At 46.1% G+C, this 14,114-nt stretch carries 13 protein-coding genes and 1 pseudogene; 13 read left to right on the top strand and 1 reads right to left on the bottom strand.

From position 1 onward, the window contains the following. The 9 genes and pseudogenes from ACTIE6_RS00970 to ACTIE6_RS00930 all read left to right on the top strand — a co-directional run. Positions 1-1,086 (top strand): annotated as a pseudogene (locus ACTIE6_RS00970) (hypothetical protein); the annotation flags it as partial. 9 nt (positions 1,087-1,095) lie between these two features. Continuing rightward, a complete protein-coding gene (locus ACTIE6_RS00965) occupies positions 1,096-2,415 on the top strand; it encodes a DUF3748 domain-containing protein (protein WP_439554850.1) in 1,320 nt (439 codons plus the stop codon). A gap of 162 nt (positions 2,416-2,577) precedes the next feature. Continuing rightward, positions 2,578-3,783 carry a mannonate dehydratase gene (uxuA, locus tag ACTIE6_RS00960; RefSeq protein ID WP_439554849.1) on the top strand — a complete coding sequence of 402 codons (1,206 nt, stop codon included), beginning with the start codon at positions 2,578-2,580 and terminating at the stop codon, positions 3,781-3,783. Positions 3,784-3,812: 29 nt separating this feature from the next. After that, on the top strand, positions 3,813-4,601 hold the full coding sequence (locus tag ACTIE6_RS00955; protein ID WP_439554848.1) for an SDR family NAD(P)-dependent oxidoreductase: 789 nt from the start codon (positions 3,813-3,815) through the stop codon (positions 4,599-4,601). Positions 4,602-4,650: 49 nt separating this feature from the next. Next, a complete protein-coding gene (locus ACTIE6_RS00950; protein ID WP_439554847.1) occupies positions 4,651-5,484 on the top strand; it encodes a BRO-N domain-containing protein in 834 nt (277 codons plus the stop codon). Positions 5,485-5,522: 38 nt separating this feature from the next. Then, positions 5,523-6,365, top strand: a complete 843-nt coding sequence (locus ACTIE6_RS00945) for a ThuA domain-containing protein (protein ID WP_439554846.1) — start codon at positions 5,523-5,525, stop codon at positions 6,363-6,365. A gap of 32 nt (positions 6,366-6,397) precedes the next feature. Continuing rightward, complete coding sequence (locus tag ACTIE6_RS00940; protein WP_439554845.1) at positions 6,398-7,834, top strand: Gfo/Idh/MocA family protein; 1,437 nt, start codon at positions 6,398-6,400, stop codon at positions 7,832-7,834. Positions 7,835-7,979: 145 nt separating this feature from the next. Next, positions 7,980-8,267 (top strand): type II toxin-antitoxin system RelE/ParE family toxin, encoded by a 288-nt coding sequence (locus ACTIE6_RS00935; protein WP_439554844.1) that lies wholly within the window; start codon positions 7,980-7,982, stop codon positions 8,265-8,267. Between the two features lie 56 nt (positions 8,268-8,323). Then, entirely contained in the window at positions 8,324-8,647 is a 324-nt protein-coding gene (locus ACTIE6_RS00930; RefSeq protein ID WP_439554843.1) for a helix-turn-helix domain-containing protein, read from the top strand. A 9-nt stretch (positions 8,648-8,656) separates the two neighbouring features. Here ACTIE6_RS00930 and ACTIE6_RS00925 read toward each other — a convergent pair whose 3' ends face one another. Then, positions 8,657-9,517 carry an AraC family transcriptional regulator gene (locus ACTIE6_RS00925; RefSeq protein WP_439554842.1) on the bottom strand — a complete coding sequence of 287 codons (861 nt, stop codon included), beginning with the start codon at positions 9,515-9,517 and terminating at the stop codon, positions 8,657-8,659. Between the two features lie 260 nt (positions 9,518-9,777). Here ACTIE6_RS00925 and ACTIE6_RS00920 point away from each other — a divergent pair, with 260 nt between their 5' ends. From ACTIE6_RS00920 to ACTIE6_RS00905, 4 genes are all read left to right on the top strand, one after another. After that, positions 9,778-10,206, top strand: coding sequence for an META domain-containing protein (locus tag ACTIE6_RS00920; protein WP_439554841.1), 429 nt, complete (start codon positions 9,778-9,780; stop codon positions 10,204-10,206). 192 nt (positions 10,207-10,398) lie between these two features. Beyond that, positions 10,399-11,226 carry a sugar phosphate isomerase/epimerase family protein gene (locus ACTIE6_RS00915; protein ID WP_439554840.1) on the top strand — a complete coding sequence of 276 codons (828 nt, stop codon included), beginning with the start codon at positions 10,399-10,401 and terminating at the stop codon, positions 11,224-11,226. Positions 11,227-11,388: 162 nt separating this feature from the next. Further along, complete coding sequence (locus tag ACTIE6_RS00910; protein ID WP_439554839.1) at positions 11,389-13,866, top strand: TonB-dependent siderophore receptor; 2,478 nt, start codon at positions 11,389-11,391, stop codon at positions 13,864-13,866. Between the two features lie 24 nt (positions 13,867-13,890). Beyond that, the coding region (locus ACTIE6_RS00905; protein WP_439554838.1) for a PepSY domain-containing protein at positions 13,891-14,114 on the top strand (224 nt) is incomplete at its 3' end.

Raw genomic sequence — 14,114 nt, 5'->3', positions numbered from 1 at the left:
TATGCGGTCACGAAAGATCCCGAAGCTTTGCAGAATTGCCGCGAGTCGCTGGAAGCAATGGAAAGGTTGTATACGGTAAATCCGGTACCAGGATTTCCCGCACGGTCTTTTGAGCGTTCCGGGCACATCAAGGAGCTGCACGACCCTGAAAGGTGGCAGCATTCTCCCGAAAAAGAATGGGACTGGAAATCGACTACGAGCAGCGATGAGGTGATCGGGCACGTTTTTGCATTTAGCGCAATGGCCGAGCTTGTTGACGATCCTGCATTGAAAAACAAGGCAATTATGCTGATAGATACGGTCATGTCGCACATTGTCAAAAATGATATGTACCTCATCGATTTTGATGGAAAACCAACGATGTGGGGCAAATGGAATCCCGCATATGTCAATTCTTTCCCGACCAATGTAGGCGACCGGAAGCTGAATTCGTCCAACATTATTTCCATGCTGCAGACCGCCTATCATTTTACCAAAAAGGAAAAATATAAGGCGAAAGCATTCGAGTTGATGACCAAACATGGTTATCTCGACAATATGATGCGCTCGATGAAAGAGATCGGAAAAGCGCCTGCTGATGCAGATGAGCACGCCAAACATATGTCCGACGGATGGAACCATTCGGATGATGAAATGTACTTTATAGGTTATTGGGGATTGTATCGATATGCATTCAATGATACTTTGAAGGCCAAATACAAAGAGTCTGTCCTTGACCACTGGGAAGCAGAGCGGCCTGAAAAGGAAGGAGCCTGGAATATATTTACGGCACTGACCGGCACGAAGGAGTTTGATCTGAATGAAGCAGTGTGGTATTTGCAGGAACACCCGCTGGACCTCATTGACTGGGTAATTAAAAACAGCCACCGGAAAGACATTGAGTTCATTGAACCAAACTTCCGCAAGCAGACTACCAAAGAAGTACTGCCTCCCGACGAGCGACCTATCCAGCGACACAATGGAAATATGTTTGGTTTGGATAGAAATCATGGAAATGGCGCTTCTGAGCACAGCGCGGGCGATATCTGGCTGCTTCCTTACTGGATGGGAAGGTACCTCGGGGTAATCAGTGCACCACAGAAGTAATATTGAATAATGGTTAAATATTCAGTGGAAAAACAGCTTACGTTTGATCTGGGCTACCACCACGATCTCGACAACAACGACAATTTTTCACCTGATGGAAAGTGGCTGGCTTATGATACCAGAACGGACACCGGCGGCATTCCGGAATCTGCTCGGATTGAGAAAGTATGCATTGACACGGGCGAAATAAGGATCATTTATCAGATACCCGACAATGCAAAGTGGGGCCCGGGCGCGGGAGCAGTGAGTTATAGTCCTGTCGAAGACGCGGTGGTGTTCATTCACGGACTTCCCAGCTGCACAGCCGATAAACCTTACCAGCAATGGAGGCGAACAGGCGTGATAGTCCGTGGCGATGAGCCGGGTAAGGCTATTTTTATGGATGCCCGCAATATCGATCCACCGTTTATCCCTGGCGCACTGCGCGGCGGAACGCACCGGCACGAATGGAGCGGTGATGGGAAATGGATCGGGTTTACCTATAACGATGCGATTCTGAAAGCCCTGGAAGATACTTCTGGTACAAAGCGGAACTTGCGCACAATCGGTGTATCAAAGAATATCAGTCGGGTATCGGTTAAAAAAAATGCTGAGAATCTTTCGGGTGAATGGTTTAGTGTGCTGGTAGTGAAAGTGGTTCCTGACCCTGTTCCCGGCAGCGACGAGATCAGTCACGCGGCAAACGACAGTTGGATTGGGAGAAATGGGTATTACAAATCTGACGGTACCCGGCAAATGGCCAGAGCATTTCTGGGTACTGTAATTGACAATGAAGGCAATGAGGTTCCCGAAGTATTCGTAGTTGACATTCCCGAAGAAATTACCAAGCCCGGAATACTGGGTTCGCTTGAAGGTACTGACAGCGACTTTCCAATGCCGCCGGCAGGTACGGTTCAGCGACGGATCACATTTACAGCCAATTCAGCTTTCCCGGGTTGCAGCGGTATTGTCAGGTCCTCGCCCGACGGTTCCCGACTTGCTTTCCTAGCCAAAGATGAAAACGGAATCACCCAGATCTTTACCATTTCACCCCTGGGCGGAAAGACTTCGCAGGCTACTTACCACGATTCGGATGTGAAAGGGAATGCGCGGTGGCATCCTGAGGGTGAGTATATTGCTTATGTTTGGGATACAAGCATTGTGCTATGCGGGATTGGCGATGCCTCTTTTCATCAAAGAACAAGAGTGCTGACAGCTCCGTCCAAACAAGTGCCTGTTAATCTGGTCTGGTCACACGACGGGCAAGTACTTGCCTACAACAGGCTGATGGAGGATGCAAGTACCGGGAGCAAGACACAACAGATTTTCCTGTTAACAAATATATTTTAGAGACCTCCCATTGTCTAAATTGAAAAAGCCGGTGAAATGCATTCATCGGCTTTTTCAATTTTGTAAGGGAATAGTTCTACTCTCTGCGTCAGATAGAAACATGCGTTTATTGCGCTGTTGGTTTTGATATAACCAATCACTTTTTACTTTGAAGATTGAATTATGATTCAAACAATGCGCTGGTTTGGGCCCAATGATCCGGTGTCTTTGATGGATATCAGGCAGGCGGGGTGTAGCGGGATCGTGAGTGCGCTGCATCAGATTCCGGTTGGTGAGGTTTGGTCCGTAGAGGCGATTGAAGAGCGAAAAAAGTTGATTGAAGCCAGCAATGAGCAGTTCACTAAACTGCATTGGCTGGTTGTGGAGAGTCTGCCGGTTCACGAGGATATCAAAAAAGGGCTGCCTTCCCGCGACAAATACATCAGCAATTACAAGGATTCGTTGCGTAACCTGGCTGCTTGCGGGATCAAAACTGTTTGCTACAACTTTATGCCGGTGCTGGACTGGTCACGTACCCAACTCAGCTTCACACTTCCCGAAGGCCAGAAAACACTGCGCTTCGTCTGGGAAGATTTCGCCCTTTTTGACCTATATATTTTACAAAGACCAGGTTCAGAAAACGAATACGAGCCTGAGGTTCAAAAATCGGCGTTGGCTAAGCTAAACACCATGTCGCAGGAAGAAATTGGTGCATTGACCAATACGGTTTTGCTCGGTTTACCTGGTTCCGAAGAGGCTTTTGAGCTGAGTGAATTTCAAAGTTTGCTCCATGCATACGCACATATCGGCGACAAAGAGCTGCGTGAAAATCTTTACTACTTTATCGCGCAAATCGCTCCGCTGGCTCAGGATTTGGGTATCAACCTATGCATTCATCCCGACGATCCTCCAAAATCATTGCTGGGACTTCCCCGTGTAGTAAGTACCGAATCAGACCTTTCGCAATTGTTGCAATCCTGCGATGTACGTGCAAATGGAATTACCTTCTGTACGGGCTCCCTCGGAGTTCGCGCTGACAACAACCTGCCTCAGATGATTGAAAAGTTTGGAGATCGCATTCATTTCGTGCATTTGAGAACGACTAAACGAGACAGCGACAACCCATTGAACTTCCACGAAGCCCCGCATTTGGAAGGCGACGTGGATATGTACGAAGTTGTGAAAGCTCTGGTACAAGAAGAAAAACGCAGACAAGAAAACGGTTACACAGATGCCCGCCTCCCTATGCGGCCGGATCACGGATTTCAAATGCTGGATGATCTTCATAAAAGAACCTATCCAGGCTATTCCGCAATCGGGCGGTTGAAAGCACTTGCCGAATTGCGGGGGCTTGAAATGAGTATTTTAAGGTCGCTCCCGCAGTTTTAACAATAATTCATATTTACAAAGGCTCACCTATGCCAGAAGAACTCGCATTAACAACTGCCCAGGCAGCATTTTCCCTGCATGGAAAACGCGCGCTGATTACCGGTGGAGGCAGCGGAATCGGATTTTACATAGCCCAATGCATGGTAGCCGCGGGTGCAAGCGTCATTTTAACCGGTCGTCGCGAGGCTGTTTTGCAGGAAGCTGCGGATAAGCTTGGCGCGGAACATGCCTCCTATTTTGTAAATGACATTACAGACCTGAAATCTATTCCCGGCCTTATCGAAAACATAGAAGCAAGTGTCGGCGAGATTGACATATTAATCAACAATGCAGGTATCAATATGAAAAAACATGCGGTGGAAGTGACCGACGAGGACTTTGACCGTATTATACAAACCAACCTGCATGCTGTTTTTTCAGTAACCCGCGAATGCGGCAAAAGAATGATGAAGCGAAAAAGGGGATCCATTATCATGATCACCTCGATGGCAGCATTGTACGGGATCGACCGCGTGGTGGCTTACACAGCTTCCAAATCGGCGGTCGGAGGAATGGTGAAGGCTTTGACAACTGAATTTTCGCCTTTTAATGTAAGGGTAAATGCAATAGCCCCGGGCTTTATTGAAACACCCATGATGCTGACTGCAATGGGCGGCGACCCTGCCCGCCGCGACAAAGCAATGGACCGTACACCAATGGGAACCTGGGGCAAACCCGACGATATCGGCTGGGCCGCAGTATTCCTGGCTTCCGAAGCAGCGAAGTTCATTACCGGCGTTTCGCTGCCGGTTGATGGCGGGAATTCGATTGGGTTTTAGGAGAGATAGTATCTAGCAAAATTGATATTCACTTAAACTATACACTGCTATGCCAAATAAAATCAATGTTTTTAACTCACAAACAATACGCAGCCACTGGGATCCTGAACAGGAAAAATGGTTTTTCGCGATTGTTGATATTGTTGGTGTACTCACTGATAGTCCCAATCCTAGGAAATACTGGAGCGTACTGAAAACACGTCTCAAAAAGGAAGGAAGCGAGTTGACTACAGTCTGTAGTCAACTGAAAATGCAGGCAAGTGACGGTAAGAAATACCTTACCGATGTTGCTGACACAGAGCAAATGCTACGTTTGATCCAGTCAGTACCCTCGCCCAAAGCTGAACCTTTTAAACTGTGGCTGGCGCAGGTAGGAAGTGAAAGGATTGATGAAAATGCAAATCCTGAACTGACTATTGACCGGGCAATGAAGGCTTATTTACAAAAAGGTTATTCTAAAGAATGGATCAACCAGCGCCTTAAAAGCATTGAAGTCAGAAAGGAATTGACGGACGAATGGGAGAACCGGGGCGTAAAAGCCGGAAAGGAATTCGCGATTCTGACTGATATTATCACCAAAGCTTGGAGTGAGAAAACAGTCCGGGAATACAAAGAATTTAAGAACCTCAAAAAAGAGAATCTGAGGGATCATATGTCCAACCTCGAACTTGTCCTGAATATGTTAGCGGAAGCGACAACGAAAGAAATTTCTCAGGAGAAGCAACCCGCGACATTTGACGAAAGCAAGATCATTGCAAATGAGGGAGGCTCGATAGCAGGAAACACCAGGAGAGAAATTGAAGCAAAAACAGGGAAAAAGATTGTGACCAGGTCCAGTGCCAAAGTGCTCCTTAATTCTGATGAACCTAACGAACTCTCTTAGCCAGATCCAAAACAGAAATTCAATTTAACCCATTTATAATGAAACAAACAATATGCATGAAAGCACTTTGGCTGACTACATTTATGCTCTGCCTGACTGCATTCACATTTGATTCTTCCGCCCAAAAAATCAAATGGAACAAAGTCAAAGTGCTTGTTTATACCAAAAACGGAAAAGGGTATGTGCATGATAATATTGCGAGCTCCGTTGCGGCGATCCAATTGCTCGGTAAGCAGAATGGATTTGCTGTTGACTCCACTTCTGATCCTTCCAAATTCACAGACGATAACCTGAAACAATATGACGTCCTGATTTTTTCCAATACAAATAATGATGTATTCGACACGGATGCACAGCGCGTTGCATTGATGCGCTACATGCAGTCGGGTGGAAATTTCCTGGGTATCCACTCGGCTTCAGGGACGGAGCGGAAATGGCGCTGGTTTAAGGATATGCTGGGCGGGACTTTCTTCTGGCACGAGCCGGGTCAAAGCTTTTCAGTAAAAATCCTGGATCCCAAGAATCCCGCTCTGTCGCATTTACCCGCAACCTGGCACCGGGAAAAGGATGAGTTTTACTTCGTCAAGGAAATGGCCGTGAACCTGAATGTACTGGCTGTAAATGATCATAGTACCATTCAAAAACCAGCTGGGAAGGCGCTGGACACATTTGGTACCGTGTTCCCGTCAGTTTGGTGGCACGAATACGATGGCGGTCGCGCGGTTTATACTTCACTCGGTCATGAAAAAACGGATTATGAAAAAGACGATTTGAGAAAACACATTCTGGGCGCGATCGAATGGGCAATTGGTCCGCAAAAATCACGGAATTACAGCAAAGCTTATGCGACCAGCCCGCAAGATGAAGTACGCAGGAAATAAACGAACGAGAAATCCATCCAACCTGAAAGGCAATGAAAGACAATCACAAAGAAATTGATCAAAACAGGCGCTCTTTCCTGAAAACAACTGCAAAAGGGACCGCGGGGATTATCGCCGCATCCATGTTCCCGACCATTGTTCCTTCCAGTGTATTCGGCAAGAATGCGCCAAGCAATAAGATTAACATCGGACAGATTGGCTTTGGAAGGATCGGATCTTCGCACGATTTACCGGAAGTAATAAAAAACGAAGCTGCGCACGTAATTGCCGTGGCAGATCTGGATAAAAACCGGCTGGCAAAAGGCAAAGTCTGGATCGAGAAAAAATATGCAGAGCGGACAGGTAAGGAGAATTATCTGGAAGTAAAAACGTACGACGACTACCACGAAATCCTGGCCAGGAAAGACATAGATGCGGTGATTATCAGCACACCCGACCACTGGCACGCGCAGCCGGCCATGGAAGCCGCAGTTGCAGGGAAACACATTTATATGCAAAAACCTACTTCGCTCACGATCAAAGAAGGCCGGATGATGGCGGATATGATCAAGAAAAAAGGGGTTATATTCCAATTGGGCAGTCAGCAGCGGTCAATTTCTCCGTGGCCCCAGTTCAAGCGGACTTGCGAGCTGGTACGCAATGGCCGCATTGGCAAGTTGAAAAAGGTGTATGTTGGTCTGCCCGGCGATCCTCCGGGGGGAAGTACCGCCGAAATGCCGGTACCTGCCAACCTGAACTACAATATGTGGCTCGGCTCCACGCCGGAGGTATTTTACACCCTCGACCGTGTCCATTCGCAAACGGACATTAATGATCGTCCGGGCTGGCTGCGCTTGGAGCAGTTTGGCGCGGGTATGATCACAGGCTGGGGCTCTCACCACATTGATATTGCGCATTGGGGAATGGATACGGAACTGACGGGGCCGATTGAAGTGGAGGGAAAAGCTACTTTCCCGGCGCAGGGATCGGGACTCTGGGATGTTCACGGTGACTTTCTGGTGAATGCAAAATATGCAAATGGTGTCGAAATGGAGATTGGCGGAACAAATCCGAACGGGGTCAAGTTTGAAGGTACCGAAGGCTGGATATTTGTTTCTCGCGGGAATGTGGGTGTAACTGCGTCCGATCCCGGCGCGGCTGCGGCAGCAAAGGAAAACAAGGCATTTTACGCGAGCGATCCGAAGATACTTGGCTCGGTAATCCAGGCGAATGAAATCCATTTGTACGAAAGCCCGGAGCAACACCAGAACTGGATCGAGAGCATTCAAAGCGGCAAACAAACGATCAGTCACGCAGAAATAGCACATCGTTCCTGCTCGGCTTGCCTCATTGCACATACTGCGATGAAGTTGCCGCGCAAATTGAAGTGGGACCCTAAAAAGGAGCAATTTATCGGAGATAAGGAAGCGAATTCAATGCTTTCAAGGCCGCAACGCGCGCCGTTTGGGACGAATTATGTGAAAGGTTGAGAAAGGAGGATGGAGGAAAGGGAGGAAGGAAGAAGGTGCGTTTCTACCGGTAAATAATTAAGAGTAAGCCAGAATTAAAAATTCCCATTTTAAAGGGTAAAGTTTCTAAATTTAGAAACTTTACCCTTTTTTATCACACTATCAATTGAAAAGTTTTGAAATACTACTGCTGGAAGATGCGGAAAAATTTCTGGCATCACTCTCCCGGGAAGCGGCTGCGAAAATTATCTTTAATATTTCGCTTGCACAAAGCACAAATGATCCCCGACTTTTAAAAAAACTAACTCAGGAAATATGGGAATTCCGGACCAGATACCAAGGACAGCAATTCAGATTACTTGCTTTTTGGGATAAGACCAACAAACAGAAAACACTTGTAGTTGCAACTCACGGATTTGTAAAAAAGTTGATCGGATTCCGGAGAAAGAGATAAAAAGGGCACTTACAATCAAAAAACAATATTTTGCTCAACTAGACGATTAAGAGGTTATGACAAATAAATTGAAGGCTTATACACTTGACGAAATCAAGGACAAATACTTAGGCGAGATGGGGACGCCTGAGCGCGATCAATTCGAGTATGAATTGAAAATGGAATTGATGGGCCGGATGATCAAAGAAGTCCGGAAAGAAAGAAAGTTGACGCAGGCTCAGCTTGGAGAGTTGGTGGGGGTACAGAAAGCCCAAATATCCAAACTGGAAAGCAGTGCCAACAGTGCTACACTCGAGACACTTGTCAGGGTGTTTAAAGCAATGCAGGCTGAGGTATTTTTTAATGTTAAAATCGACAACCATCATCTGCGACTTTGCTGATTGTCTACATCAATAATTCCCCTTATACTCTCTGGGCGTGTGGCCGATGTATTTTTTGAAGTTTCGGTTGAAATTGGATAATGAGTCGAAACCGCTGTCGTATGCAATTTGAGCGATTGTCCATTTGTCCTCCAAAAGCAGCTTGCAAGCGTGACCAATGCGGATTTCGTTTACAAAATCTATAAAGGTTTTGTTAGCCCGCGCTTTGAAATAGCGACAGAAAGCAGCTTCCGTCATTCCCGCCAGCGAAGCTACATCTCCGAGCCGGATCTCCTGGAAAAAGTGCTGCAACACATAATCGTGCACTTTCTGCATTCGCTCCGTTTCGGACACCTTGTAGGTATTGACATATCCATAACTGGAAATCGGTGCGCCGCCTGGTTCGTGGGCTAGTTTGTCGAGCAGGGTTAGGAGTTTCAAAATGCTTCTGAAACCTTCTGTATTGGTTTGGCCTAAAAGCTCTTCCCGAATATGGTCGCGCAATGCACCTTTGTACTCAATGCCCCTTTTGGATTCAATCAATAATTGCCGCAAGCCGAGCATCTCGGGCTTCTCTAAAAAATCCTTCCCCAAGAAATCCTCCTGAAAGTATAGTACTACACCGTGCGTGATTAAATCGGAGCCGGTTTCAAAGTAGGCCGGGTCACTTCGCCAGAGGTGCGGCACGTCGGGTCCGAGGAAAACGGTATCTCCCGGACCGAAAGTCTGGATAGAATCACCGATCAATCGCTTGCCTGTTCCTTCCAGTACTGTGAAAAGCTGGTAATGCGGGTGAAAATGCCAGTTCGGGTCAAAATGCGGGGCTTTCAGCTCCTGTACGGTGACCGTGTGAACCTGGCTTTCAATGTTTTTATGAATAGGTGCCTTCAACTCGCTTCCTTGATTTTTACATGAATGTAAGTGTATTTACAAATTTACTATCAAAATACAGTAAGTGCAGTGATTTACTTTATTCAATCTCAATTATTAACTGGCAAAAGATTGCATGGCTTATTACGTTAATTACAAGATGGCATTAGTCGGGCGACTGGCATAATTTTTACAATAATTGGTTGCCCGACTAAGTTGTTGCAACTGTTTTCACCGTGAACATGTCCCTTAATAACAATTTTTGAAGAATAGTTACCTCTATGAAAAACTTCTTCCCATTGATGGTATTCGTACTGTCAATTCTCTTCATTACCAGTTGTGGAAAAACAACCACAATCAATAGTAATATGGAGCTGACTGGCAAGTGGCAGCTCGAAAGCATTGTGCAGGAAGCCGATACAATTAAAAAACCACCGCTACAAAAAGGCGCATTTGAAGTTAGCCTGAACTTCAAAGATAAAGGTGAGCTGGAAGGCACTTCCTCTACGAATTACCTGACCGGGTTTTACGAAACTGCGCAGCAAAATACGATTCAGCTCGGCGGCGGTGGCACAGAACGTGCGGAAACATCCTGGGGAAACCTGTTTGTGAATGCGCTGCCAAACGTAAATATGTATGATTTGAAGCCCAACAAGCTGGTTTTGTATTATGAAAACAACAATGCGCTGATCTTCGCAAGAGCGCAATAACAGTATTATAATTTACCAATTAAGCAACCTGATCTGACCCAAGGTTGCTTTTTTTGTGTCCCTATCCCACTATTATTCCTATTTTACCACCGGATTTATCAATAACCGACCAATACTTGTCAAAAGAGGAAATACGTTCGGAGTTGGTTTGTCGTAAGATTGCCATATACATTACCGCAAAAATGGAATTTGATGAAATTTAGCATGAACCTTCTCCTATGGGGGAATCAAATTGATGATAGCCTGTTTCCTACCCTGGAATTGATCAAAGAAATTGGATTTGACGGCGTTGAAGTACCTATTTTCAATACGAATCCGGAGCACTGGTTCAGCTTCCGCAAAAAGCTGGATTCTCTTGGCCTGGCTTGCGAAACAGACACGATCTGCGGACCTTCCGAAAACCTCATCAGCGCCGATCCTGCAATGCGCCGCCACACGATTGATCACCTGAAAAAGGTACTGGATTGTTCACTTGTGCTGGGTGCAACTAAGTTAATGGGGCCCTACCACTCCGCATTGGGCGTTTTTACCGGACAGCCTGCTACGCAGGAAGAGTGGCAGTGGGGCATTGAGGGAATTCGTGAAGTGGCAGATTATGCCGAGTCACTGGATATTACGCTTGGACTTGAATATCTGAACCGCTTTGAAATGTACCTGACCAGCTGCGGAGACGAGCTGATCCGATTTGTGAACGAAGTAAATCACCCGAACTGCACAATTATGTTCGATACTTTTCACGCGAATATTGAGGAAAAGAACATCGGCGACACGATCAGAAAAGCGGGTAACAAGATTTCATTTATACAATTATCTGAAAACGACCGCTCCACGCCCGGTAAGGGAAATGTGGATTGGGAAGGCGTTTTTCAGTCTATCAAAGATATTCACTACGATGGCTGGATCAGTATTGAAGCATTCAGCCCGAAACTGCCGGTTGCAAATATCTGGCGGAAAATGTTTGATTCGGAAGAGCAATTGATGCGCGACGGACTTTCGTTTATCAAGTCAAATATCAAGTAAGTTCCTTTTTGAATATGTTTTTGATCAGAAATATTTGAATTTATTAAACAATTTCAACTGATCATGCACATATTCTGCTAAATCCAAATAGTTACCTATTTCGTATTAGTCTAAATAAGCATACTTTTGAGCTCGACTTAAGTATTCTTATTTACCTCAACTATGCGAATATATTCTTTACTCCTCTTCTCAATCCTCGCAGGATTTGCTGCAAAAGCCCAAACGGGTACTATAAAAGGCCAGGTTAAAACAATAGCCGGTACACCTGCCGAATCTGTCAATATAATCCTGAAAGGCACTGGAAAAGGTACTTTGACTTCTTCTACGGGCGAATTTGAATTTAATGCACTATCGGAAGGCAGCTATCAATTGATTGGAACAGGCGTTGGGATCAAACGAATAGACCAGACCGTTTCCCTGAAATCGGGCGAGACTGTAAGCCTTGAACTTACTGCTGCCGAAGCTGCTGAGGATCTGCAAACTGTTGAGATCTTGGGCCGCCGCGAGACTACCTACAAAAACGACTTATCCTTCATCGCCAGCAAAACGGCGACTCCGATCAAGGAAGTACCACAGGCGATCAGCTACATTACCAAGGAAGTAATGCGCGACCAGGGTACGTTTTTAATGGGTGACGCGGTGAAGAATATGAGCGGCGTAAACCAGTTTACATTCTATGACGACCTCACGATCAGGGGTTTTCGAATGAATGGAGGGAGTACTACCCAACTTGTAAATGGTCTGCGGACGTTTTCAGGTTTCTGGAAACAGCCGCCTGTGAACTACCTGGAAAGAGTGGAGGTGATCAAAGGCGCGGCTTCGGCTTTGTATGGAAATACTTCACCAGGTGGTACTATTAATCGCGTGACCAAAAAGCCGCTGGATACACCGCAGAAGTCACTTTCATTTACGACAGGCAGCTTTAATACGTTGAGAATGCTGGCGGATTTTACAGGGCCGATGAATGAGAAAAAGACATTGCTTTACCGGCTGAATGTAGGTTATAACAATGCACAGAATTTCCGTAACCTCCAATTTGATAAAAATATCATCGTGGCACCATCGGTATCATTCCTGCCAACTTCGAAAACACGGATCAACTTTGATATGGTTTACAGCCGGTCAAACAGCCGACTTGATCGCGGGCAGTCTGTGAAGGGAAACGACCTGTATTCGAGCTCGATCAAAACTTCATTAAATGCAGTGAATGATTATCTGAATGAAGAAACTTACCTGATCACTACTTCGCTGAACCACCAGTTTACCCAAAATACATCTTTCAATGTGGCTTACCTGCGTACAGGCTACTCCGAAGATCTGCTCGAACACCGCAGCAGCAATGTGAATGCGATTGACTCGGCTGGGTTACCTATTGAAAATCTGGTAGCGCGGCAGGTTTTTGTGCGGAAGACAAAGTCTTTCATGGACAATGTGTCCCTGTTTTTTAACCATAACTTCAATACCGGCATCGCTGAACACAAGCTGGTTGCGGGTTACGATTACATTCAGTCTTCCACGCCGAAAGGATCAGGCCAGCAAACTGCAAATGGTTATTTGCTGAAAGCCGGCGGCGCAGCGGCATATAATGCGAAGCAGCCTGAGCGTTTTCTTTTTTACAACTACACTGAAAACGGAGTTACCAGGAGCATTCCGAAGCCAAACATTTCACATTACGATCTGACGCTTCAAAACAACAACCTGGAAGACCCTACCAAATACACTTATAATGTAGTGGCCAATGCGGCTACCACGCCGGTAATGTACCAATTGCACGGTTTGTATTTGCAGGAACAATTGAAGATCAACAGGCTGCAAATCCTGCTTGGGCTGCGTTACGACACTTACATTGATAAGAAGAATTATACCAAAAGCAATGAAACCAATGTAACGCAACATGCATTCCTGCCCCGTATCGGAGCTGTGTATACGTTGAGCAAAAACATCAATATCTACGGTACTTATACCAAAGGTTATAACCCGCAGGATGCGGTGGTACAAAGCGACCCGCTTTCCGGTGGCCCGTTTGATCCGATCCGGAGCAGTCTGACCGAGGGAGGACTGAAAACGGAGTGGCTCGATGGCCGCGTGACTGCGAATGCATCTTTTTATCAAATCACTCAGACTAATACGTTGTACTCCGCCAATGCGCCTGAAAACCCGAACCTCCAAACGCAGATCGGTGAGGAGAAAGCCAAAGGATTTGAATTTGACGTGACCGGGAATATTCTGCCAAACTGGAACCTGATTGTTGCTTACAGTTATAATGATGCGAAGATTACCGACGCCGGTTCGCGCGCAGCTGACCAGGCGCTGGTGAATTCACAAAAACCGAATGCGCCTAAGAACCAGGGAAGTATCTGGACGAAATATACTTTTGTAAATGCGGGCCTGAACGGACTTGGACTCGGCCTGGGAAGTAACTATGTAGGTGAGCGCAACCTGTCGCTCAATAATTTGCAGACCGTACCCGCCTACACACTTTTGAATGCGGCTATTTATTACAAAATCGACAAGTTTCAGTTCCAGGTTAACCTGAACAATGTGACGAACAAAACGTACTGGGTAGGTGGTTACGATTACCTGCGCCTTTTCCCGGGATCACCGCGTAACTTCCTGGCTACCATTGCATACACTTTCTAATGTGATCTTTTATCTGATTCGACTGTGAAAAAAGCTTTCAAGAAAATTGCTTCACAACTGCATTTATGGCTGGGGATCCTCTCCGGCCTTGTGGTTTTTATAGTGGCTCTCACAGGCTGCATTCTTGTTTTTGAAGACGAGCTTGAACCGGCTTTGTACCCGGAATTTCACGTCGTGGAGGCGAATGCAGGCGAACACAGATTGCCACTGGATCATTTGGAAAGTATTGTTAAATACAAATTTCCGAA

The organism is Dyadobacter sp. (genome assembly GCF_051859145.1).
Classification (GTDB): domain Bacteria; phylum Bacteroidota; class Bacteroidia; order Cytophagales; family Spirosomataceae; genus Dyadobacter.
The sequence above is the reverse complement of the archived record's forward strand: the minus strand, read 5'-3'. Positions and strand labels throughout refer to the sequence as shown.

What these genes read in the sequence shown, in the direction of transcription:
- ACTIE6_RS00920 (WP_439554841.1), top strand. Translation starts at nt 9,778, where the DNA reads ATGAAAAACTTCTTCCCATTGATGGTATTCGTACTGTCAATTCTCTTC.
- ACTIE6_RS00945 (WP_439554846.1), top strand. Translation starts at nt 5,523, where the DNA reads ATGAAACAAACAATATGCATGAAAGCACTTTGGCTGACTACATTTATG.
- ACTIE6_RS00915 (WP_439554840.1), top strand. Translation starts at nt 10,399, where the DNA reads ATGAAATTTAGCATGAACCTTCTCCTATGGGGGAATCAAATTGATGAT.
- ACTIE6_RS00955 (WP_439554848.1), top strand. Translation starts at nt 3,813, where the DNA reads ATGCCAGAAGAACTCGCATTAACAACTGCCCAGGCAGCATTTTCCCTG.
- uxuA (WP_439554849.1), top strand. Translation starts at nt 2,578, where the DNA reads ATGATTCAAACAATGCGCTGGTTTGGGCCCAATGATCCGGTGTCTTTG.
- ACTIE6_RS00940 (WP_439554845.1), top strand. Translation starts at nt 6,398, where the DNA reads ATGAAAGACAATCACAAAGAAATTGATCAAAACAGGCGCTCTTTCCTG.
- ACTIE6_RS00930 (WP_439554843.1), top strand. Translation starts at nt 8,324, where the DNA reads ATGACAAATAAATTGAAGGCTTATACACTTGACGAAATCAAGGACAAA.
- ACTIE6_RS00950 (WP_439554847.1), top strand. Translation starts at nt 4,651, where the DNA reads ATGCCAAATAAAATCAATGTTTTTAACTCACAAACAATACGCAGCCAC.
- ACTIE6_RS00965 (WP_439554850.1), top strand. Translation starts at nt 1,096, where the DNA reads ATGGTTAAATATTCAGTGGAAAAACAGCTTACGTTTGATCTGGGCTAC.
- ACTIE6_RS00910 (WP_439554839.1), top strand. Translation starts at nt 11,389, where the DNA reads ATGCGAATATATTCTTTACTCCTCTTCTCAATCCTCGCAGGATTTGCT.